The organism is Streptomyces sp. NPDC006012, from assembly GCF_042871185.1.
GTDB lineage: Bacteria > Actinomycetota > Actinomycetes > Streptomycetales > Streptomycetaceae > Streptomyces.
This window is the reverse complement of record NZ_JBIAIE010000003.1, coordinates 111512-133428: the sequence shown is the minus strand read 5'-3', so window position 1 is coordinate 133428 and position 21917 is coordinate 111512. Positions and strand designations below refer to the sequence as shown.

At 69.0% G+C, this 21917-nt stretch carries 18 protein-coding genes; 2 read left to right on the top strand and 16 right to left on the bottom strand.

The window, feature by feature from the left end:
- Positions 1–152 precede the first annotated feature (152 nt).
- From nuoN to ACFYPJ_RS07395, 14 genes are read right to left on the bottom strand one after another with little or no spacing between them, the layout of a single operon-like run.
- Positions 153–1802 (bottom strand): NADH-quinone oxidoreductase subunit NuoN, encoded by a 1650-nt coding sequence (nuoN, locus tag ACFYPJ_RS07460; protein ID WP_389011960.1) that lies wholly within the window; start codon positions 1800–1802, stop codon positions 153–155.
- Positions 1799–3409: an NADH-quinone oxidoreductase subunit M gene (locus ACFYPJ_RS07455; RefSeq protein WP_389011957.1), complete on the bottom strand. Its 1611-nt coding sequence runs from the start codon at positions 3407–3409 to the stop codon at positions 1799–1801. Before ACFYPJ_RS07455 ends, nuoN begins: the two co-directional genes overlap by 4 nt.
- 5 nt (positions 3410–3414) lie before the next feature.
- Positions 3415–5316: an NADH-quinone oxidoreductase subunit L gene (gene nuoL / locus ACFYPJ_RS07450; RefSeq protein ID WP_389011955.1), complete on the bottom strand. Its 1902-nt coding sequence runs from the start codon at positions 5314–5316 to the stop codon at positions 3415–3417.
- Between the two features lie 16 nt (positions 5317–5332).
- On the bottom strand, positions 5333–5632 hold the full coding sequence (nuoK, locus tag ACFYPJ_RS07445; RefSeq protein ID WP_071384283.1) for an NADH-quinone oxidoreductase subunit NuoK: 300 nt from the start codon (positions 5630–5632) through the stop codon (positions 5333–5335).
- On the bottom strand, positions 5629–6471 hold the full coding sequence (locus ACFYPJ_RS07440; protein WP_389011952.1) for an NADH-quinone oxidoreductase subunit J: 843 nt from the start codon (positions 6469–6471) through the stop codon (positions 5629–5631). Before ACFYPJ_RS07440 ends, nuoK begins: the two co-directional genes overlap by 4 nt.
- Positions 6468–7079 (bottom strand): NADH-quinone oxidoreductase subunit NuoI, encoded by a 612-nt coding sequence (nuoI, locus tag ACFYPJ_RS07435; RefSeq protein WP_389011949.1) that lies wholly within the window; start codon positions 7077–7079, stop codon positions 6468–6470. The genes ACFYPJ_RS07440 and nuoI overlap by 4 nt, the downstream gene beginning before the upstream one ends.
- Positions 7072–8436, bottom strand: coding sequence for an NADH-quinone oxidoreductase subunit NuoH (gene nuoH / locus ACFYPJ_RS07430; RefSeq protein ID WP_389011946.1), 1365 nt, complete (start codon positions 8434–8436; stop codon positions 7072–7074). The genes nuoI and nuoH overlap by 8 nt, the downstream gene beginning before the upstream one ends.
- On the bottom strand, positions 8433–10937 hold the full coding sequence (locus tag ACFYPJ_RS07425) for an NADH-quinone oxidoreductase subunit G (protein WP_389011943.1): 2505 nt from the start codon (positions 10935–10937) through the stop codon (positions 8433–8435). Before ACFYPJ_RS07425 ends, nuoH begins: the two co-directional genes overlap by 4 nt.
- Complete coding sequence (gene nuoF, locus ACFYPJ_RS07420; RefSeq protein ID WP_389011940.1) at positions 10934–12283, bottom strand: NADH-quinone oxidoreductase subunit NuoF; 1350 nt, start codon at positions 12281–12283, stop codon at positions 10934–10936. Before nuoF ends, ACFYPJ_RS07425 begins: the two co-directional genes overlap by 4 nt.
- Positions 12280–13062 (bottom strand): NADH-quinone oxidoreductase subunit NuoE, encoded by a 783-nt coding sequence (nuoE, locus tag ACFYPJ_RS07415; protein WP_389011937.1) that lies wholly within the window; start codon positions 13060–13062, stop codon positions 12280–12282. The genes nuoF and nuoE overlap by 4 nt, the downstream gene beginning before the upstream one ends.
- Positions 13059–14399, bottom strand: coding sequence for an NADH-quinone oxidoreductase subunit D (locus ACFYPJ_RS07410; RefSeq protein ID WP_389011935.1), 1341 nt, complete (start codon positions 14397–14399; stop codon positions 13059–13061). The genes nuoE and ACFYPJ_RS07410 overlap by 4 nt, the downstream gene beginning before the upstream one ends.
- Positions 14396–15148 (bottom strand): NADH-quinone oxidoreductase subunit C, encoded by a 753-nt coding sequence (locus ACFYPJ_RS07405; RefSeq protein WP_389011932.1) that lies wholly within the window; start codon positions 15146–15148, stop codon positions 14396–14398. The genes ACFYPJ_RS07410 and ACFYPJ_RS07405 overlap by 4 nt, the downstream gene beginning before the upstream one ends.
- Positions 15145–15699 carry an NADH-quinone oxidoreductase subunit B family protein gene (locus tag ACFYPJ_RS07400; protein WP_007383964.1) on the bottom strand — a complete coding sequence of 185 codons (555 nt, stop codon included), beginning with the start codon at positions 15697–15699 and terminating at the stop codon, positions 15145–15147. Before ACFYPJ_RS07400 ends, ACFYPJ_RS07405 begins: the two co-directional genes overlap by 4 nt.
- A 13-nt stretch (positions 15700–15712) precedes the next feature.
- A complete protein-coding gene (locus tag ACFYPJ_RS07395; RefSeq protein WP_376529938.1) occupies positions 15713–16072 on the bottom strand; it encodes an NADH-quinone oxidoreductase subunit A in 360 nt (119 codons plus the stop codon).
- Positions 16073–16873: 801 nt separating this feature from the next.
- Between ACFYPJ_RS07395 and ACFYPJ_RS07390 the strand changes: the two genes are divergently transcribed.
- Positions 16874–17704, top strand: a complete 831-nt coding sequence (locus ACFYPJ_RS07390; protein ID WP_389011927.1) for a C40 family peptidase — start codon at positions 16874–16876, stop codon at positions 17702–17704.
- Positions 17705–17758: 54 nt separating this feature from the next.
- Here ACFYPJ_RS07390 and ACFYPJ_RS07385 read toward each other — a convergent pair whose 3' ends face one another.
- On the bottom strand, positions 17759–19594 hold the full coding sequence (locus ACFYPJ_RS07385; protein ID WP_389011924.1) for an FAD-dependent oxidoreductase: 1836 nt from the start codon (positions 19592–19594) through the stop codon (positions 17759–17761).
- Between the two features lie 89 nt (positions 19595–19683).
- Here ACFYPJ_RS07385 and def point away from each other — a divergent pair, with 89 nt between their 5' ends.
- Positions 19684–20310, top strand: a complete 627-nt coding sequence (def, locus tag ACFYPJ_RS07380; RefSeq protein ID WP_389011921.1) for a peptide deformylase — start codon at positions 19684–19686, stop codon at positions 20308–20310.
- A gap of 244 nt (positions 20311–20554) precedes the next feature.
- Here def and ACFYPJ_RS07375 read toward each other — a convergent pair whose 3' ends face one another.
- Positions 20555–21889: a geranylgeranyl reductase family protein gene (locus tag ACFYPJ_RS07375; RefSeq protein ID WP_389011918.1), complete on the bottom strand. Its 1335-nt coding sequence runs from the start codon at positions 21887–21889 to the stop codon at positions 20555–20557.
- Positions 21890–21917: the final 28 nt, after the last annotated feature.

Below are 21917 nucleotides of genomic sequence, written 5' to 3'. Positions count from 1 at the left end.
CTGTTGGGGCCCCCCCCCCACCCCGTTTTCTAACCCCCCGCCCCGCCCCCAACCCCGGGGCCCCCGCCGCCCCCCCCCCCCGGGGGCCCCGGGGGGGGGGCCCCCCCCCCCCGGGGGGGCCCCCCCCCGCCGCCGTGTCCGCACAGGGCGGGTCAGCGTACGAAGACGCCTGCCTGGTTCGCCAGGTCCAGGAAGTACTGCGGTGCCACGCCGAGCACCAGCGTGACGGCGACGCCGATCCCGATCGCCGCCATCGTCAGCGGCGACGGCACCGCGACGGTCGGGCCCTCCGGCTGGGGCTCGCTGAAGAACATCAGCACGATCACCCGGATGTAGAAGAACGCCGCGATCGCCGACGAGATCACACCGATCACCACCAGCGGAGCCGCACCGCCCTCGGCCGCCGCCTTGAACACCGCGAACTTTCCGGCGAACCCGGAGGTCAGCGGAATGCCCGCGAAGGCCAGCAGAAACACCGCGAACACGGCCGCGACCAGCGGCGAACGGCGGCCGAGCCCGGCCCACTTGGACAGGTGCGTCGCCTCGCCGCCCGCGTCGCGCACCAGCGTGACCACGGCGAACGCGCCGATCGTCACGAAGGAGTAGGCGAGCAGGTAGAAGAGGACGGAGGAGACGCCGTCCTTCGAGGTCGCGATGACACCCGCGAGGATGAAGCCCGCGTGCGCGATCGACGAGTACGCCAGCAGCCGTTTGATGTCGGTCTGGGTGATCGCGACGATCGCACCGCCCAGCATGGTGACGATGGCGACCGCCCACATCACCGGGCGCCAGTCCCAGCGCAGGCCGGGCAGGACGACGTACAGCAGCCGCAGCAGCGCGCCGAACGCCGCCACCTTGGTGGCCGCCGCCATGAAGCCGGTCACCGGGGTCGGCGCCCCCTGGTAGACGTCCGGCGTCCACATGTGGAACGGGACCGCGCCCACCTTGAACAGCAGGCCCATCACGACCATCGCGCCGCCGATCAGCAGCAGCGCGTCATTGCCCATGGTGTTGGCCAGGGCCGGGTCGATCGTGGTGACCGTGCCGTCGACGACCTGTGCGATCGTCGCGTACGACACCGAGCCCGCGTAGCCGTACAGCAGCGCGATGCCGAACAGCGTGAACGCGGAGGCGAACGCGCCCAGCAGGAAGTACTTGACCGCGGCCTCCTGCGACATCAGCCGCTTGCGGCGGGCCAGCGCGCACAGCAGGTAGAGCGGGAGGGAGAAGACCTCCAGGGCGATGAACAGGGTCAGCAGGTCGTTCGCCGAGGGGAAGACCAGCATGCCGGCGATCGCGAACAGCAGCAGCGGGAAGACCTCGGTGGTGGTGAAGCCGGCCTTCACGGCCGCCTTCTCGCTGTCGCTGCCGGGCACGGAAGCCGCCTGCGCGGCGAACGAGTCGACCCGGTTGCCGTGCGCCTCCGGATCCAGGCGCCGCTCGGCGAAGGTGAACAGGCCGACCAGACCGGCCAGCAGGATCGTGCCCTGGAGGAACAGGGCCGGTCCGTCGACGGCGATCGCGCCCATCGCCGCGATGTGCGCCTTGGTCGTGCCGAATCCGTCGGCCGCGAGCGCGACCACCGCGGCGAAGGCGGCGCACAGCGCCACGACGGACACGAACACCTGGGCGTAGTAACGGGTTCTGCGTGGCACGAACGCCTCGATCAGCACCCCGATGATCGCCGCACCGATGATGATCAGGGTCGGTGACAGCTGTCCGTACTCGATTTTCGGCGCGTCGATCTTCGAGATCGGGTCGGCCGCGGTTGTCCACAGGCTGTGGACGGCTGCTGCGCTCACTTGGCCGCCTCCACCTCGGGCTTGGGGTCGGTCTTGTGTACGTCGGACATGGTCTGCTTGACCGCCGGGTTGACGATGTCCGCGACGGGCTTCGGGTAGACGCCCAGGAAGATCAGCAGCACCACCAATGGGGCGACCACCAAGATTTCCCGCACCCGGAGGTCCGGCATCTTGGCGACCTCGGCCTTCACCGGGCCCGTCATCGTCCGCTGGTACAGCACGAGGGTGTACAGCGCGGCGAGGACGATGCCGAAGGTGGCGATGATGCCGATGACCGGATACCGCGTGAACGTACCGACCAGGACCAGGAATTCACTTACGAAGGGCGCGAGCCCCGGCAGGGACAGGGTCGCGAGTCCGCCGATCAGGAACGTGCCGGCGAGCACCGGGGCGACCTTCTGCACTCCTCCGTAGTCCGCGATGAGCCGCGAGCCGCGCCGGGAGATCAGGAAGCCCGCGACCAGCATCAGGGCGGCCGTCGAGATGCCGTGGTTGACCATGTAGAGGGTGGCACCGGACTGGCCCTGGCTGGTCATCGCGAAGATGCCCATGATGATGAAGCCGAAGTGCGAGATCGACGCGTAGGCCACCAGACGCTTGATGTCCCGCTGGCCCACGGCGAGCAGCGCCCCGTAGATGATGCTGATCAGGGCCAGGACGAGGATGACCGGAGTCGCCCACTTGCTCGCCTCCGGGAACAGCTGAAGGCAGAAGCGGAGCATCGCGAAGGTGCCCACCTTGTCGACGACCGCGGTGATGAGAACGGCGACCGGAGCGGTGGCCTCCCCCATGGCGTTGGGCAGCCAGGTGTGCAGCGGCCACAGCGGCGCCTTCACCGCGAAGGCGAAGAAGAAGCCCAGGAACAGCCAGCGTTCGGTGCTGGTCGCCATGTGCAGCGAACCGTCGGCCCGTGCCTGCGCGATCTCCTGGAGGCTGAAGTTCCCGGCGACCACGTAGAGGCCGATCACCGCGGCCAGCATGATCAGACCGCCGGCCAGGTTGTAGAGCAGGAACTTCACCGCCGCGTACGACCGCTGCGTGGCCGCCGCGGTCTCGCCGTGCTCGTGGGCACGGTCCCCGAAGCCGCCGATGAGGAAGTACATCGGGATCAGCATGGCTTCGAAGAAGATGTAGAAGAGGAAGACGTCGGTGGCCTCGAAGGAGATGATCACCATCGCCTCGACGGCCAGGATCAGGGCGAAGAAGCCCTGGGTCGGCCGCCAGTGATAGGGGCCGGTCTCCTTGGCGCCTCCTTTGCCCGAACGGACTTCGGCGCTCGGGGAAGGATCGGCGTCGTGCCAGCCCGCCAGGACGATGAACGGGATCAGCAGGGCCGTGAGGGCGATGAGGGCGACCGCGATGCCGTCCACGCCCAGTTCGTACCTGACCCCGAAGTCCTTGATCCAGGCGTGGGATTCGTTGAGCTGGTAGCGGTCGCCGCCCGGGTCGAAACGGACCAGGACGACGATCGCCAGGACGAGCGTGGCCAGCGAGACCAGCAGCGCCAGCCACTTGGCGGCGGTGCGCCGCGCGGCCGGTACGGCCGCCGTGGCGACCGCCCCGACGGCCGGGAGCGCCGCCGTCACTGTCAGCAGGGGAAAGGACATCGGTATCAGACCGCCCTCATCAGCAGGGTCGCGGCGACCAGGAGTGCCACACCGCCGAACATCGAGACCGCGTAACTGCGCGCGAAGCCGTTCTGCAGTCGGCGAAGCCGTCCGGAGAGGCCGCCGACGCCGGCCGCCGTACCGTTGACCACTCCGTCGACCAGGGTGTGGTCGACGTACACCAGCGAGCGCGTCAGGTGTTCGCCGCCGCGGACCAGGACGACGTGGTTGAAGTCGTCCTGGTACAGGTCGCGCCGGGCGGCCCGGGTGAGCAGCGCGCCGCGCGGGGCGACGGCCGGGACCGGCTTGCGGCCGTACTGCAGGTACGCGACCGCGACGCCGAGTACCAGCACCACCATCGTGGCGCCGGTGACCACTGCGGCACTGACCGGCGGATGTCCCTCCGCATGGCCGGTGACCGGCTCCAGCCAGTGCAGGAAGCGGTCGCCGATGCTGAAGGCCGCGCCGCCGAAGACCGAGCCGACGGCCAGCACGATCATCGGGATCGTCATGACCTTGGGCGACTCGTGCGGGTGCGGCTCGTTGCCGTTCTCGTCGGGCTGCCAGCGCTTCTCACCGAAGAATGTCATCAGCATCACGCGGGTCATGTAGAACGCGGTGATGGCCGCGCCGAGCAGGGCCGCGCCGCCGAGGATCCAGCCCTCGGTGCCGCCCTTGGCGAACGCCGCCTCGATGATCTTGTCCTTGGAAAAGAAGCCGGACAGGCCGGGGAAGCCGATGATGGCGAGGTAGCCGAGGCCGAAGGTGATGAAGGTGACCGGCATGTACTTCCGCAGGCCGCCGAACTTCCGCATGTCGACCTCGTCGTTCATGCCGTGCATGACCGAACCGGCGCCGAGGAACAGCCCGGCCTTGAAGAAGCCGTGCGTCACCAGGTGCATGATCGCGAAGACGTAGCCGATCGGGCCGAGGCCCGCCGCCAGCACCATGTAGCCGATCTGCGACATCGTCGAACCGGCCAGCGCCTTCTTGATGTCGTCCTTCGCGCAACCGACGATCGCACCGAACAGCAGCGTGACCGCGCCGACGATCGTGACGACGAGTTGTGCGTCCGGCGCGGAGTTGAAGATGGTGCCGGAGCGGACGATCAGGTAGACGCCCGCGGTCACCATCGTGGCGGCGTGGATCAGGGCCGAGACCGGGGTCGGGCCCTCCATCGCGTCCCCGAGCCAGGACTGCAGCGGCACCTGGGCGGACTTGCCGCAGGCGGCGAGCAGCAGCATCAGGCCGATCGCGGTGAGCTTGCCCTCGCCGGCGTCAGCGGCGTGGCTGAGGACCGGCTCGAAGGCGAACGTCCCGAACGTCGTGAACATCAGCATGATGGCGATCGACAGGCCCATGTCGCCGACCCGGTTGACCAGGAACGCCTTCTTCGCCGCGGTCGCCGCGCTGGGCTTGTGCTGCCAGAAGCCGATCAGCAGGTAGGAGGCGAGGCCGACGCCCTCCCAGCCGACGTACAGCAGCAGGTAGTTGTCGGCGAGGACGAGCAGCAGCATCGCCGCGAGGAAGAGGTTCAGATAGCCGAAGAAGCGGCGGCGCCGCTCGTCGTGCTCCATGTACCCGACCGAGTACAGGTGGATCAGCGACCCGACGCCCGTGATCAGCAGGACGAAGGTCATCGACAACTGATCGAGACGGAAGGTGACGTCCGCCTGGAAACCGGCGACCGGGATCCAGCTGAACAGATGCTGGATCAGGGTGCGGTCCTCGGCGCCCTTGCCGAGCAGGTCGGCGAAGAGGATCACACCGATCACGAAGGAAGCCGTCGACAGCAGCGTGCCGATCCAGTGGCCGACGGCGTCCAGGCGCCGGCCACCGACCAGCAGGACGGCCGCGCCGAGCAGGGGCGCCGCGATCAGCAGCGCAATCAGGTTCTCTGCGTTCATACGGTTCAGCGACCCCTTACAGCTTCATCAGGCTGGCGTCGTCGACCGAGGCCGAGTGGCGGGTACGGAACAGCGACACGATGATCGCGAGCCCGACCACGACCTCCGCGGCGGCGACGACCATCGTGAAGAACGCGATGATCTGGCCGTCGAGATTGCCGTGCATCCGGGAGAAGGTGACGAACGCCAGGTTGCAGGCGTTGAGCATCAGCTCGATGCACATGAACACGACGATCGCGTTGCGCCTGATGAGCACGCCCGTGGCGCCGATCGTGAACAACAGGGCGGAGAGATAGAGGTAGTTGACGGGGTTCACTTCGACGCCTCCTTGGGCCGCTTGGAGTTCGTCGGTTCGCCCTCGGTCCGCTCCAGCCGGTCCTCCGCGCGCCGTTCGAGAGCCTTGAGGTCGTCGAGCGCCTCCATCGACACGTCGCGGATCTGACCCCGTTCGCGCAGCGTCTTGTTGACCGTCAGCTCGGCCGGGGTGCCGTCGGGCAGCAGGCCCGCGATGTCCACGGCGTTGTGCCGGGCGTAGACACCGGGGGCCGGCAGCGGCGGTACGTGCGTGCCCTCGCGCACCCGCTGTTCGGCCAGCTCGCGCTGGGTCTTGGCGCGTTCGGTGCGCTCCCGGTGGGTGAGCACCATGGCGCCGACCGCGGCCGTGATGAGCAGGGCGCCGGTGATTTCGAAGGCGAAGACGTACTTGGTGAAGATGAGGGAGGCGAGACCCTCCACGTTGCCGTTCGCGTTCGCCCGGCCGGTGCCGTTGAACTGCTTCAGGGAGGCGTTCGCGATGCCCGCGAACAGCAGGACACCGAAGCCGACCCCGCAGAGAAGGGCCAGCCAGCGCTGGCCCTTGATGGTCTCCTTGAGGGAGTCCGCGGCGGTCACACCGACAAGCATCACCACGAACAGGAACAGCATCATGATCGCGCCGGTGTAGACGACGATCTGCACGATGCCGAGGAAGTAGGCGCCGTTGGCGAGGTAGAACACCGCCAGGACGATCATGGTGCCGGCCAGGCAGAGCGCGCTGTGCACGGTCTTCTTCATGAAGACGGTGCCCAGGGCGCCGAGCACGGCGACCGTGCCGAGGACCCAGAACTGGAATGCCTCACCTGTGGAGGTGGTGTAGGCGGCGAGCTGCTCGGTCATGCCTCCGCCCCCTGTTCCTCGGGCTTCTCGCCCTTGGAGACGGCGACCTGGCGCACGGTGCCCGGCGCGGCCTCGGTGACGAGTCCCCGGTAGTAGTCCTGCTCGTCGGTGCCCGGGTAGATCGCGTGCGGGGTGTCGACCATGCCCTCTTCGAGACCGGCGAGCAGCTGCTCCTTGGTGTAGATGAGGTTGGCCCGGCTGGAGTCGGCCAGTTCGAACTCGTTGGTCATCGTGAGCGCGCGCGTGGGGCACGCCTCGATGCACAGGCCGCACAGGATGCAGCGGGCGTAGTTGATCTGGTAGACGCGGCCGTACCGCTCGCCCGGCGAGTAGCGTTCCTCGTCGGTGTTGTCGGCGCCTTCCACATAGATGGCGTCGGCGGGGCAGGCCCAGGCGCACAGCTCGCAGCCGATGCACTTCTCCAGGCCGTCCGGATGGCGGTTCAGCTGGTGCCGTCCGTGGAACCGCGGGGCCGTGGTCTTCTTCTGCTCCGGGTACTGCTCGGTCAGCCGCTTCTTGAACATGGCCTTGAAGGTCACGCCGAAGCCGGCCACGGGGTTCTGGAAACCGGGCGTTGTGTTCCCGGACTCCTTGGGCTCCTCAGCCATCGGACGCCTCCTTTCCATCCGAAGATCCGTCACTGACAGTGTCCGTCCCGCCACTGACAATCAGCTCCCGGTCGCGGCGCGGACGGCGTCGCGGAACCGGCGGCAGTTCCTGTCCGGGCAGCGGCGGCACCGGGAACCCGCCCGCCATCGGGTCGAAACCGACCGGTGGTCCGGCCGGCTGCCGGTCTGCCTTCGCCTTCTCCATGAACATGTCGACGATGAAGGACAGAAGCAGCAGGGCGAGGATGGCGCCGCCCACGTACAGCACGATGTCGGCGAAGTCGTAGTTCTCGTTCCGCAGGGCCCGTACGGAGGCGACGAGCATCAGCCACACCACGGAGACCGGAATGAGAACCTTCCAGCCGAGCTTCATCAGCTGGTCGTAGCGGACGCGCGGGAGGGTGCCGCGCAGCCAGATGAAGAAGAACAGCAGCAGTTGGACCTTGACGACGAACCAGAGCATCGGCCACCAGCCGTGGTTCGCGCCCTCCCAGAAGGTGCTGATCGGCCACGGGGCCCGCCAGCCGCCGAGGAAGAGAGTGGTCGCCACGGCCGAGACCGTCACCATGTTCACGTACTCGGCGAGCATGAACATCGCGAACTTGATCGACGAGTACTCGGTGTTGAAGCCGCCCACCAGGTCACCCTCGGACTCCGGCATGTCGAAGGGGGCGCGGTTGGTCTCGCCGACCATCGTGACGATGTAGAGGATGAAGGAGACCGGCAGCAGCAGGATGTACCACTGGTCGTGCTGCTGTTCGACGATCCTCGACGTCGACATCGACCCCGAGTAGAGGAAGACCGAGGCGAACGCGGCGCCCATGGCGATCTCGTAGGAGATCATCTGGGCGCAGGAGCGCAGGCCGCCGAGGAGTGGGTAGGTCGATCCGGAACTCCAGCCCGCGAGGACGATGCCGTAGATGCCGACCGAGGCGACCGCGAGGATGTAGAGCATCGCGATCGGCAGGTCGGTGAGCTGCATCGTGGTGCGCTGGCCGAAGATCGAGATCTGGTTGTCGGCCGGGCCGAAGGGGATCACCGCGATCGCCATGAACGCCGGGATGGCGGCGACGATCGGCGCGAGGACGTAGACCACCTTGTCCGCGCGCCGGACGACTAGGTCCTCCTTGAGCATCAGCTTGATGCCGTCGGCGAGCGACTGGAGCATGCCCCAGGGGCCGTGCCGGTTGGGGCCGATGCGCAACTGCATCCAGGCGACGACCTTGCGCTCCCAGACGATCGAGAACAGCACGGTCACCATCAGGAAGGCGAAGCAGAACACCGCCTTGACGACGATCAGCCACCAGGGGTCACGGCCGAACATCGAGAGGTCTTCAGCGGCGATGTACGGGCTCATGCCTCCACCTCCTTGGGGGCCTGGTCGGCGGGGGTCGCCGGGCCGATGCGAACGAGGGAGCCGGGCCGGGCCCCGGTGTCGGAGGCCACGCCGGCGCCCACGGAGTTCAGCGGGAGCCACACCACCCGGTCGGGCATCTCGGTGACCCTGACCGGGAGTCCGACCGTCCCGGCGGGGCCGGTGACGGTGAGGACGTCGCCGTCCGTGACGCCCACCTCGGCGGCCGTAGCGGCCGACACGCGCGCGTGGGCCGCGTGCCGGGTTCCGGCCAGCGCCTCGTCGCCCTGCTGGAGGACGCCCTGGTCGAGCAGCAGCCGGTGCCCGGCGAGTACGGCCTCGCCGACGGCCGGACGGGGCAGTGCGGTCACCGTCTCCAGCGGTTCGGAGGCCCGCAGTCCGTCCCAGGGGCCGAGCCGGTCCAGTTCCGCGCGCGTGGTGCGCAGATCCGGCAGACCCAGGTGGACGTCCATGGCGTCCGCGAGCATCTGCAGCACGCGCGCGTCGGTCGGTGGCAGCCGCCGGGTCATCTGGTCGGGCTTGAGCGCGGCCTCGAAGAACCGGGCCCGGCCTTCCCAGTTGAGGAAGGTGCCCGCCTTCTCGGCGACCGCGGCGACCGGGAACACGACGTCGGCGTGCTCGCTGACCTCGCTGGGCCGCTGCTCAAGCGAGACCACGAAGCCGGCCTCGGCCAGCGCCGCACGCGCGCGTGCCGGGTCGGGCAGGTCGGCGACCTCCACGCCCGCGACCAGCAGCGCCTGCAACTCGCCGCTCGCGGCGGCCGCCACGATCTGGCCGGTGTCACGGCCGTAACCCAGCGGGAGTTCGGACAGCCCCCAGGCCGCAGCGACCTCCTCACGCGCGCGCGGGTCGGTCGCCGGGCGTCCGCCCGGCAGCAGCGACGGCAGCGCACCCGCCTCGATCGCCCCGCGCTCGCCGGCCCGGCGCGGGATCCACACCAGCTGCGCTCCGGTCGCGGACGCGGCCCGTACCGCGGCGGTGAAGCCGCCGGTCACCCCGGCCAGCCGCTCACCGACGACGATCACCGCGCCCTCGGCGCGCAGCGCCTCGCCCGCTTCGGTCCCGGGTCCCTCCAGGCCGACACCGCTCGCGAGCGCGTCCAGCCACTCGGTCTCGGTGCCCGGGGCCGCGGCCAGCAGCGTGCCGCCGGCCTTCTCCAGCCCGCGGGTGGCGTACGTGGCCAGCGCGAACACCCGCTGCCCGTGCCCCCGCCAGGCCTTGCGCAGCCGCAGGAAGACGCCGGGGGCCTCCTCCTCGGACTCGAACCCGACCAGCAGGACGGCGGGCGCCTTCTCCAGTGCGGTGTACGTGACACCGCTCCGGTCGAGGTCACGGCCGCGGCCGGCGACCCGGGAGGCCAGGAAGTCGGCTTCCTCGCTGCTGTGCACGCGCGCGCGGAAGTCGATGTCGTTGGTGTCGAGCGCCACGCGCGCGAACTTGCTGTAGGCGTACGCGTCCTCGACGGTCAGCCGGCCGCCGGTGAGGACGCCGGTCCTGCCGCGCGACGCCAGCAGCCCCTGGGCGGCGATCTGCAGGGCGTCCGGCCAGGACGCCGGTTCCAGCTCGCCCTCCGCGTTGCGCACCAGGGGCGTGTCGAGCCGGTCCCTCAGTTGCGCGTACCGGAACGCGAACCGCCCCTTGTCGCAGATCCACTCCTCGTTGACCTCGGGGTCGCTCGCGGCGAGCCGCCGCATGACCTTGCCGCGGCGGTGGTCCGTACGCGTCGCACAGCCACCGGAGCAGTGCTCGCAGACCGACGGCGAGGACACCAGGTCGAAGGGGCGGGAGCGGAAGCGGTAGGCCGCCGACGTGAGCGCGCCGACCGGGCAGATCTGAATGGTGTTGCCGGAGAAGTACGACTCGAAGGGGTCGCCCTCACCGGTGCCGACCTGCTGCAGCGCGCCCCGTTCCAGCAGCTCGATCATCGGGTCGCCCGCGATCTGGTTGGAGAACCGGGTACAGCGGGCGCACAGTACGCACCGCTCGCGGTCGAGCAGCACCTGGGTGGAGATGGCGACGGGCTTCTCGTAGGTCCGCTTGCGTCCCTCGAAGCGGGACTCGGCGTTGCCGTGCGACATCGCCTGGTTCTGCAGCGGGCACTCGCCGCCCTTGTCGCAGACCGGGCAGTCCAGCGGGTGGTTGATGAGCAGCAGCTCCATCACACCGTGCTGGGCCTTCTCGGCGACCGGTGAGGTGAGCTGGGTCTTCACCACCATCCCGTCCGTGCACGTGATCGTGCAGGACGCCATGGGCTTGCGCTGCCCCTCGACCTCGACGATGCACTGCCGGCAGGCGCCGGCCGGATCGAGGAGGGGATGGTCGCAGAAGCGGGGGATCTCGATGCCGAGCTGCTCGGCGGCCCGGATGACCAGGGTGCCCTTGGGCACGCTGATCTCGATGCCGTCGATCGTCAGCGTGACGAGGTCTTCCGGCGGGACCGCCGCTTCTCCCCCGCCTGAGGGAGCGCTGGTGGTCACGGTCATGCGTTCACCTCCGGGCGGTCGGCCCAGGCCGTGGACTTGGCCGGGTCGAAGGGGCAGCCCCGGCCCGTGATGTGCTCCTCGTACTCCTCGCGGAAGTACTGGAGCGAGGAGAAGATCGGCGAGGCGGCACCGTCGCCGAGGGCGCAGAAGGACTTGCCGTTGATGTTGTCGGCGATGTCGGCGAGCTTGTCGAGGTCGGTCATGGCACCCTTGCCGGCCTCGATGTCCCGCAGCAGTTGCACGAGCCAGTACGTTCCCTCGCGGCACGGGGTGCACTTGCCGCAGGACTCGTGGGCGTAGAACTCGGTCCAGCGGGTCACGGCGCGCACCACGCAGGTGGTCTCGTCGAAGCACTGCAGGGCCTTGGTGCCGAGCATGGAACCCGCGGCGGCCACTCCCTCGTAGTCGAGAGGGACGTCCAGGTGCTCGTCGGTGAACATCGGCGTCGAGGAGCCGCCCGGCGTCCAGAACTTGAGGCGGTGGCCGGGGCGCATCCCGCCGCTCATCTCAAGGAGCTGACGGAGTGTGATGCCGAGTGGCGCCTCGTACTGGCCGGGGCTCGCGACGTGACCGCTGAGCGAGTAGAGCGTGAAGCCGGGAGACTTCTCGCTGCCCATCGCCCTGAACCATTCCTTGCCGTTTTTCAGGATGGCGGGAACCGACGCGATGGACTCGACGTTGTTCACAACAGTCGGGCAGGCATAGAGCCCTTCGACAGCAGGGAAAGGGGGACGCAGCCGCGGTTGACCACGGCGGCCTTCGAGCGAGTCCAGCAGCGCGGTCTCCTCACCGCAGATGTACGCGCCGGCGCCGGCGTGCACGGTGAGTTCGAGGTCGAGTCCGCTGCCCAGGATGTTCTCGCCGAGGTAGCCGGCCGCACGGGCTTCGCGCACGGCCTCGTGCAACCGCCGCAGAACGGGGACGACTTCACCACGCAGATAGATGAAGGCATGAGACGACCTGATGGCATAACACGCGATCACAATGCCCTCGATGAGGCTATGCGGGTTCGCGAAGAGGAGCGGAATGTCCTTGCAGGTTCCGGGCTCCGATTCGTCGGCGTTGACAACTAGATAGTGCGGTTTTCCATCCCCCTGGGGAATGAACTGCCATTTCATTCCCGTCGGGAAGCCGGCGCCGCCGCGCCCGCGCAGACCGGATTCCTTGACGTACGCGATCAGGTCGTCCGGCGACATGGCGAGCGCCTTGCGCAGCCCCTCGTACCCTTCGTGCCTCCGGTAGACGTCCAGCGTCCAGGACCTGTCCTCGTCCCAGAAGGCCGACAGCACAGGTGCGAGCAGCTTCTCGGGGCTGTGGTCCTTGAGTTCGGCTGCCACGCTCATCACTCCCCCTCCTCAGTGGCCCGGCCGGTGGGCGGCGTGTCCTGGGGTTCCTGGGCGCGCGGATGGACCACGCGCGCGGGTGCGGTCTCTCCCTTGGCCAGGCGGAGGCCCACCAGCGAGGCGGGTCCCGCGCCGCCGCTCTCCTCGACGGCCCCCGGCCGCTCGTCGGGGAAGCCGGCCAGGATGCGTGCGGTCTCCTTGAAGGTGCACAGACGCGCCCCGCGGGTGGGCTCGACGGAGCGTCCCGCGCGGAGGTCGTCGACGAGGCGGGTGGCGCTCGCCGGGGTCTGGTTGTCGAAGAACTCCCAGTTGACCATCACGACCGGTGCGTAGTCGCAGGCCGCGTTGCACTCGATGTGCTCCAGGGTGACCTTGCCGTCGTCGGTGGTCTCACCGTTGCCGACGCCCAGGTGCTCCTGGAGCGATTCGAAGATCGCGTCGCCGCCCATCACCGCGCACAGCGTGTTGGTGCAGACGCCCACCTGGTAGTCACCGGAGGGCTTGCGCCGGTACATGGTGTAGAAGGTGGCGACCGCGGTGACCTCGGCCGTGGTCAGGTCCAGCACGTCCGCGCAGAACCGCATCCCGGTGCGCGTGACGTGGCCCTCCTCCGCCTGCACGAGGTGCAGCAGCGGCAGCAGGGCCGACCGGGAGTCGGGGTAGCGCGCGATGACCTCACGCGCGTCCGCCTCCAGCCGGGCCCGTACGTCGTCCGGATACGCGGGCGCAGGCAGTTCCGGCATGCCCAGGCTGACGCCCCGCTCCGAAGAAGAGGTGGTCACCGGTCGACGCCTCCCATCACGGGGTCGATGGACGCCACGGCCACGATCACGTCGGCCACCTGGCCGCCCTCGCACATCGCCGCCATGGCCTGCAGGTTGGTGAAGGACGGGTCCCGGAAGTGGACCCGGAAGGGGCGGGTGCCGCCGTCGGACACGGCATGCACCCCGAGCTCGCCCTTGGGCGACTCGACCGCCGCGTACACCTGTCCCGGCGGGACGCGGAAGCCCTCGGTGACGAGCTTGAAGTGGTGGATCAGGGCCTCCATGGAGGTGCCCATGATCTTCTTGATGTGGTCGAGCGAGTTGCCGAGCCCGTCCGGTCCCAGGGCGAGCTGGGCGGGCCAGGCGATCTTCTTGTCGGCGACCATGACCGGTCCCGGCTGGAGCCGGTCCAGGCACTGTTCGACGATCCTGAGCGACTGGCGCATCTCCTCCAGGCGGATCAGGAACCGGCCGTAGGCGTCGCAGCTGTCGGCGGTCGGGACGTCGAAGTCGTACGTCTCGTAGTCGCAGTACGGCTGCGTCTTGCGCAGGTCGTGCGGCAGTCCGGTGGAGCGCAGGATCGGACCGGTGGCGCCCAGGGCCATGCAGCCGGCCAGGTCGAGGTAGCCGATGTCCTGCATGCGGGCCTTGAAGATGGGGTTCCCGGTGGCGAGCTTGTCGTACTCACCGAGGTTCTTCTTCATCTTCTTCACGAACTCGCGGATCTGGTCCACCGCGCCGGGCGGCAGGTCCTGGGCGAGTCCGCCGGGCCGGATGTACGCGTGGTTCATCCGCAGGCCCGTGATGAGCTCGTAGATGTCGAGAATCAGTTCACGATCACGGAATCCGTAGATCATGATCGTGGTGGCGCCCAGTTCCATGCCACCGGTGGCGATGCACACCAGGTGCGAGGACATCCGGTTCAGCTCCATCAGGAGCACCCGGATGATCTTGGCTCGCTCCGTGATGTCGTCCTCGATGCCGAGGAGCTTCTCGACGGCCATGCAGTAGGCGGTCTCATTGAAGAAGGACGTCAGGTAGTCCATGCGCGTCACGAACGTGGTGCCCTGCGTCCACGTCCGGTACTCAAGGTTCTTCTCGATACCGGTGTGCAGGTAGCCGATGCCGCAGCGGGCCTCGGTGACCGTCTCGCCCTCGATCTCCAGGATCAGACGGAGCACTCCATGGGTGGAGGGGTGCTGGGGCCCCATGTTGACGACGATGCGTTCGTCGTCGGCACGGGCCGCCGACTGGACGACCTCGTCCCAGTCGCCACCGGTGACCGTGTAGACGGTGCCCTCGGTGGTCTCGCGCGCCGAAGCCGCCGACGCCGCGGATGCTGACTGCGTGCTCACGAGTAAGACCTCCGCTGGTCCGGGGCCGGGATCTGGGCGCCCTTGTACTCGACGGGGATGCCGCCGAGGGGGTAGTCCTTGCGCTGCGGATGGCCCTGCCAGTCGTCCGGCATCATGATCCGCGTCAGGGCCGGGTGACCGTCGAAGACGATTCCGAAGAAGTCGTAGGTCTCGCGCTCGTGCCAGTCGTTGGTCGGATAGACGGAGACCAGGGACGGGATGTGCGGATCGCTGTCCGGGGCGCTGACCTCCAGGCGGATCAGCCGGTTGTGTGTGATCGAGCGCAGGTGGTAGACGGCGTGCAGCTCCCGGCCCTTGTCGTGCAGGTAGTGGACGCCGCTGACGCCGGTGCACAGTTCGAAGCGCAGGGCCGGGTCGTCGCGCAGGGTGCGGGCGACCCGGACCAGGTGCTCGCGCTCGATGTGGAACGTCAGCTCGGCCCGGTCGACGACCGTCTTTTCGATGGCGTTGCCAGGGACGAGGCCCTGCTCCTCCAGCGCACCCTCCAGCTCGTCGGCGACCTCGTCGAACCAGCCGCCGTAAGGGCGGGTCGCCGGTCCCGGGAGCCGGACCGAGCGCACCAGGCCGCCGTAGCCCGAGGTGTCACCGCCGTTGTCGGCGCCGAACATGCCACGCTGGACGCGGATCTCCTCACCTCCGTCGCCGCGCTGGCCGGGGAGGTTGGAGGCGGCGAGGTCCTTCTCGGGGTTCACGCCGTTGGTGCCGCCGGTGCCGTTCGCGTCGCTCATCGCAGCAGCCCCTTCATCTCGATCGTGGGCAGGGCTTTGAGCGCCGCCTCCTCCGCCTCGCGGGCCGCCTCCTCGGCGTTCACGCCGAGCTTGGAGGACTGGATCTTCTGGTGGAGCTTGAGGATCGCGTCCATCAGCATCTCGGGGCGGGGCGGGCAGCCGGGGAGATAGATGTCCACCGGGACGATGTGATCGACGCCCTGGACGATCGCGTAGTTGTTGAACATGCCGCCCGAGGACGCGCAGACACCCATGGAGATCACCCACTTGGGGTTGGGCATCTGGTCGTAGACCTGGCGCAGCACCGGGGCCATCTTCTGGCTGACCCGGCCCGCGACGATCATGAGGTCCGCCTGACGCGGCGAGCCGCGGAAGACCTCCATGCCGAAGCGCGCCAGGTCGTATCGGCCGGCGCCGGTCGTCATCATTTCGATGGCGCAGCAGGCGAGGCCGAACGTCGCCGGGAAGACGGACGCCTTTCGCACCCAGCCGGCGGCCTGCTCGACGGTGGTCAGCAGGAAACCACTCGGCAGCTTTTCTTCGAGTCCCATGTCCCTAGGCCCCTCAGTCCCATTCCAGGCCGCCGCGCCGCCATACGTACGCGTACGCGACGAAGACGGTGAGTACGAAAAGCAGCATTTCCACGAGCCCGAAGACACCCAGGGCGTCGAAGGTGACCGCCCAGGGGTAGAGGAAGACGATCTCGATGTCGAAGACGATGAACAGCATCGCCGTCAGGTAGTACTTGATCGGGAAACGTCCGCCGCCGGTCGGCGTGGGGGTCGGCTCGATGCCGCACTCGTAGGCTTCGAGCTTGGCGCGGTTGTACCGCTTCGGCCCGACCAACGTGGCCATGACCACGGAAAAGATCGCAAAGCCTGCCCCGAGGGCTCCCAGTACGAGGATGGGCGCATACGCGTTCACCGCTCCTCGCTCCTCTCAGTCGGCACTGACTGCATGGGCGTCCCCCCTGGTCGGGCGAAGCCGGGACCCGGGGGAGGTTGCATCGGACTCACAGCCGCCCCACGCGTCCCACGAGCACCGCTCGCCCCGAGCGAAGATCGAGAACATGTGAAGCAGGTCACAAGCCCAACTGACACGCATCTTATGCCCGCCGCTCTGTGATCTGCGACACGGGGTATTACACAAGCTTTGTGATCTCCACCACCTGACGAAGGATCATGAAGTCGGATGAGCGGTGATCTTCGCACGCGAAGCGTTCGAGTGGTCACCAGAGGTGACATTTTCGCTCGTCAGCGCAGGTTGGAGGGGGCGTCTCAATATCAAGAGACTTCTCTTGCATGCAAATTGGCATGGGGCTGTACGTGGTGATAGAGGAGCGCATTCACACATCAGGAGAAGACGCGGGGCGCGATGTGGACGCGCGCGGGTGCTCATGGCCGCGTGCATGCGTTCACGAAGTCGGCGAGGCGCAAACCGGGCACGAGACGCAAGCTCCGCGGTAACCGTTCCGTGACCTCCGCCACATCGACGAGGGGCGCCCGAGAGCAGGCTTGGCCCCGACTCCAAGCGGTGATAGGCGCAGGGCAATTCGGGCGTATTAGCGAAAGCCCATGATCACGGGCATGATCACCTGCGTCCACAATGTCCGTTACGGCGTCAATAAAAAGCGACACGCCCGGGATTCGCGGTAGCGACGGAGCAACTGTGGCGCACCACACGTTTCTTGAAGATATGAAGGAGCTACTGGTACCGGTTATTCCCATGTCCCACACCGCTCACATACGAAGCCACCGGAAACCCCGCCGCAGCTCGTCCAAGATGGCGATGCGGGCCGGAGTTGCCGGTGGCGTCCTCGGTACCCTGGCAGTCGCCGGAGCGTCGGGTTCGGCGAACGCGGCCGAACCCGTGACCCAGACGCTCGAACTGCCCACATTGACGGCCGACATGGCCGTACAGGTAGCCCAGTCCGCGGAGGTCACGCAGCTGGCCGCCGCCAATTACCAGCTTGCGGCCGAGCGTGACGCGGCCGCCGCAAACGCCGCGAAGCAGGCCAAGGCGGACTTGGCGGACGCCAAGAAGAAGGCAGCGGCCAAGAAGAAGGCAGTGGAGGAGGCCGCCCGCAAGGCCGCCGCCGAGCGCGCCTCGCGCACCGCCGCACGGGCCGCCCTCTACGCTTCGGCGTCCACTTCCGGCTCAAGCGCCTCGGCGAGCGCCTACAGCAGCAGCTCCACCGCCACCGGTTCGGTCGCCACGGTCATCTCGTTCGTGAAGGCGCAGATCGGCAAGTCCTACGTGCTCGGCGCCTCCGGCCCCAGCGCCTACGACTGCTCCGGCCTGGTGCAGGCGGCCTTCAAGCAGATCGGCGTCAGCCTGCCGCGGGTCTCCTCGGACCAGTCGACCGTCGGCACCCAGGTCTCGCTGAGCAACCTCCGGCCGGGCGACATCCTCTACTGGGGCGGCAGGGGCAGCGCCTACCACGTGGCGGTCTACGTCGGCGACGGGATGTTCGTCGGCGCGCAGAACCCGTCCACGGGCATCGTCGAGAAGCCGCTGTCGTACGACCCGCCGAGCGGCGCGGTGCGGGTGCTCTGAGCACAGCTCCGACAGGAAGGGGCCGCCGCCGCTCGGGGGCGGCGGCCCTGCGCCTCATCCCAGGTCGAAGGTGTTGGGCAGGCCCAGCCGATAGCGCAGCTCATCGACCCGCTTGAGGGGTTCCAGCTCCGGCGGGCGGAAGAGTTCCCACAGCCGACAGGGCTCGGCGTCCGAATTGTCCGCATCCAGGAGTGCGTTGACGGCCCGCCGCGCGGACTCGTTGGCGCCTTCCATCGTCGCGAGGTCCACATCCGTGCGGATGTAGTCGCCCGCGAGGAAGAAGTTCGGCACGGCCGTCTTCGCCGAGGGGCGGTTGTAGAGCGTGCCCGTGGGGTGGATGAGCAGCTGCTCGCGGTTCTGCGGGTCCGGGCCGCCCAGTCCCGTCACCGCCGGGTCCATGAACCACCCCAGCCGGTCCTCGTCCCGGAGCGTGGTCCTGCCCGGGTCGTTCAGACCGTCCTTCAGCTGTGCCCACAGCTCGGCGACGATCTCCTCCCGGGTGCACTCACGGGCCGTCTTCCCGTACAGAATGCCGGGCTTGTCCCACTCCGAGACGATGGTGGAGAGACAGTCGCGGGCCTGCCCGTCCCCGTAGTCGCGCGCGAAGTCCCGGCCGTCCCAGAACTGGGCCTGCCCGACGGCGGTCACCGCCCAGGGTGAGTCCATGCAGTTGACGTGCCCGTGCACGACCGGGGTCGGGCCGCGCAGGTAGAACATCACGCCCGTCATCCAGTCCGTCTTCAGCGCGTCGCACCGGCCCAGTTGCGGGTCGGCCGCGCGCAGGGCCCGGCCCCAGGTCGCGCGGGCGTGCTCGACGGGCAGCGCCGAGACGTAGTGGTCGGCGGTGACGGTGCGCTCCGCGCCGCCGTCCCGCGCGGACACCCGCACCCCGCTCACCCGGCCGCCCTCGTACACCACCTCCCGCACCTGCGTGCCGAGCACGAATTCGACGCCGAGGGAGCGCAGGTACGTCTCCCAGGGGTCGATCCATGCCTCGTTCGTGGGGGCGTTGAGGACGCGGTCGACGTCGGCGTCGCCGTCCATGCCCCGGCCCAGCAGGCCCCACAGCAGCAGGGCCTCGATGATGACCCGGCCGACCGTGCGGGTGGAGGCGATCTCGGCGCGGGTGGCGACCAGGTTGCGGGTCTGGCCGATGCCGAGCAGCACCTGGTACTCGCGGCTCATCTCGCCGGCCCGGATGAAGTCCCACCACGCGACCTTCTCCCACTGGTCCTCGCGGCGGGCGTCGCAGCTGGTGAGGTGGACCAGGAGGCGGTCGGCGAAGTAGGCGACCTCGTGGGCGGGCAGCCGGGTGCCGAGGTCGAGGACGGACAGGACCTGGTCGCGGATCCAGGACGGGGTGAGATCGCCGGGTGCGGGCGGGGTGGTGATCCGGCGCAGCGGGAAGTGCAGATCGGGGCGGCCGGCCTCGCGCGCGAACAGCGCCTCGGTGCCGCTGCGGAGGTTGTCGTGGACCCCACCCGGGTTGCCGGGGACGGGGATGCGGCGCATGGTGTCCGGCAGGTTCCGGTAGAAGCCGGGGAAGAAGCGGAACCCGTGCTCGCCGGGCAGCGGTCTGCGTCCGCCGGTGCCCGTGCCGGGAACGTCCATCGAGCGGGCCTTGCCGCCGAGGGCGTCGTAGTACTCGTAGACGGTGACCTCGTAGCCGCGTTCGGCGAGTTCGTGGGCGGCGCTGAGACCCGAGACGCCGCCGCCGAGGACGGCGACCCGTCGGCCCGCGGAGCCGGGGGCCGCGGCGGCGCTTCCCGCCGGCCCCACGACGGTGGCGGCGACCGCTCCGCCGGCCGCCATGCCGCCCGCGGCGGCAAGGAAACGTCTGCGGGAGTGTCCGACGCGCCCCTGGGGCTGCTGAGCGTGTTCTGGTGTCATGAAACCCGGAGAGTAGGGAGGGGTTCCACAACCGGGAACCCATAAGTCCCGTCACCCACAGCATTCTCACAACCACAGGGAGACATCGGATGCCGAGCGTTTTCGTCCAGGGCAGGCCCGTCGACTCCTATCCGCGGTTCGCTCCCGAGGCCGGGCGCGGCTCGGTACGGCGGATCACCGAAGCCGGTGAGGAGGTCCTGCACAAGCCGTGCCGGGACGTCACCGAGTTCGGGCCCGACCTCGCCGCGCTCATCGACGACATGTTCCTGACGATGTACATCGCCGAGGGGGCCGGTCTCGCGGCGAACCAAGTCGACGTCGGCCTCCGGCTGTTCGTCTACGACTGCCCCGACGACGAAGGTGTCCGACATGTCGGGCACATCGTCAACCCCGTGCTGGACCAGCTCGACCCGGTCGGCCGGCGTCTGCTCGACGAGGGCGAGGGCTGCCTGTCCGTACCGGGTGCCGTGGTGGAGGTGCCGCGCCCGGACCGGGCCGTGGTGCGCGGGCTGGACCGGGACGGCACTCCGCTCGTCGTCGAGGGAACCGGGTACTTCGCACGCTGCCTCGCGCACGAGACCGACCACGTGAACGGACACCTCTACTTGGACCGCCTGTCCAAGCGGGAGCGCAGGGAGGCGCTGCGGCAGGTGGCGGACCACCGGGAGGAGGTGTTCGCCCGCCGGGCCGCCCGGACGGCGGCCATGACGAGTTAGGCGGAGGGAGCGGACGCCGGGCAGCGGGCGGAGCGGCGGGCGGCCGGTGGCCGGTCACTGGCCGCCGGCGCCCGTCCGGGGTCCGCGGTCCCCTGGACGGGCGCCCTTGCGGGGCGCCCGTCCAGGACGGATGCCGGAGCAGATCGCGACGCCCCGGTGCCGCCGTCGCCGCGACGTTCTGATTCCGGGTCGGAATCCGAGGCCGATCCGGGGCGGATCCGGGGCGGATTCCGCTCGGGCCGGATCAGGCCCTGGGGGCCACCTTGGTCAGGCCGTTGATGATCCGGTCCATCGCGTCGCCGCCCGTCGGGTCGGTGAGGTTGGCGAGGAGCTTCAGGGCGAATTTCATCAGGACCGGGTGGGACAGGCCCCGCTGGGTGGCGATCTGCATGACCTTCGGGTTGCCGATGAGCTTCACGAAGGCGCGGCCCAGCGTGTAGTAGCCGCCGTAGGTGTCCTTGAGGACCCGCGGGTACCGCTGGAGGACGAGTTCGCGCCCGCCCGGGGTCGCCCGCGCGTGCGCCTGGACGATGACGTCGGCGGCGATCTGGCCGGACTCCATGGCGTACGCGATGCCCTCGCCGTTGAAGGGGTTCACCAGGCCGCCGGCGTCGCCGACGAGCAGCAGGCCCTTGGTGTAGTGCGGCTGGCGGTTGAAGGCCATGGGGAGCGCGGCGCCGCGGATCGGGCCGGTCATGTTCTCGGGGGTGAAGCCCCAGTCCTCCGGCATGGACGCGCACCACGCCTTGAGGATCTCGCGCCAGTCCAGGTCCTTGAAGGAGGCGGAGGTGTTGAGCACGCCCAGGCCGACGTTCGACGTGCCGTCGCCCATGCCGAAGACCCAGCCGTAGCCGGGCAGCAGCCGGTCCTGCGAACCGCGCCGGTCCCACAGCTCCAGCCAGGACTCCAGGTAGTCGTCGTCGTGGCGCGGGGAGGTGAAGTACGTGCGGACCGCGACGCCCATCGGGCGGTCCTCGCGCCGGTGCAGGCCCATCGCCAGGGACAGCCGGGTGGAGTTGCCGTCGGCGGCCACCACCAGGGGCGCGCGGAAGGTGACTTCCCGCTTCTCCTCGCCGAGCTTGGCCGTCACCCCGGTGATGCGGCCGGTGCGGTCGTCGACGATCGGCCCGGAGACGTTGCAGCGCTCGTACAGCCGGGCCCCCGCCTTCTGCGCCTGGCGGGCCAGTTGCTCGTCGAAGTCGTCGCGCTTGCGGACGAGTCCGTAGTCGGGGAAGGAGGCCAGGTCGGGCCAGTCCATCTGGAGGCGGGCGCCGCCGCCGATGATCCGGAGGCCCTTGTTGCGCAGCCAGCCGGCCTCCTCGGAGATGTCGATGCCCATCGACACGAGCTGCTTGACGGCGCGCGGGGTGAGGCCGTCACCGCAGACCTTCTCCCGCGGGAACTCGGTCTTCTCCAACAGGAGTACGTCGAGTCCGGCCCGGGCGAGGTGGTACGCGGTCGTGGAGCCGGCTGGCCCCGCGCCGACGACGATCACATCGGCGGTGTTGTCGGAGAGGGGCTCGGTCACGGCGGGATCTCCCCCAGGTTCGAATGGCAGGTGCCGAAGGGCACTGGACATGGGCAGTCTATTCAGCGGTACTGATCAC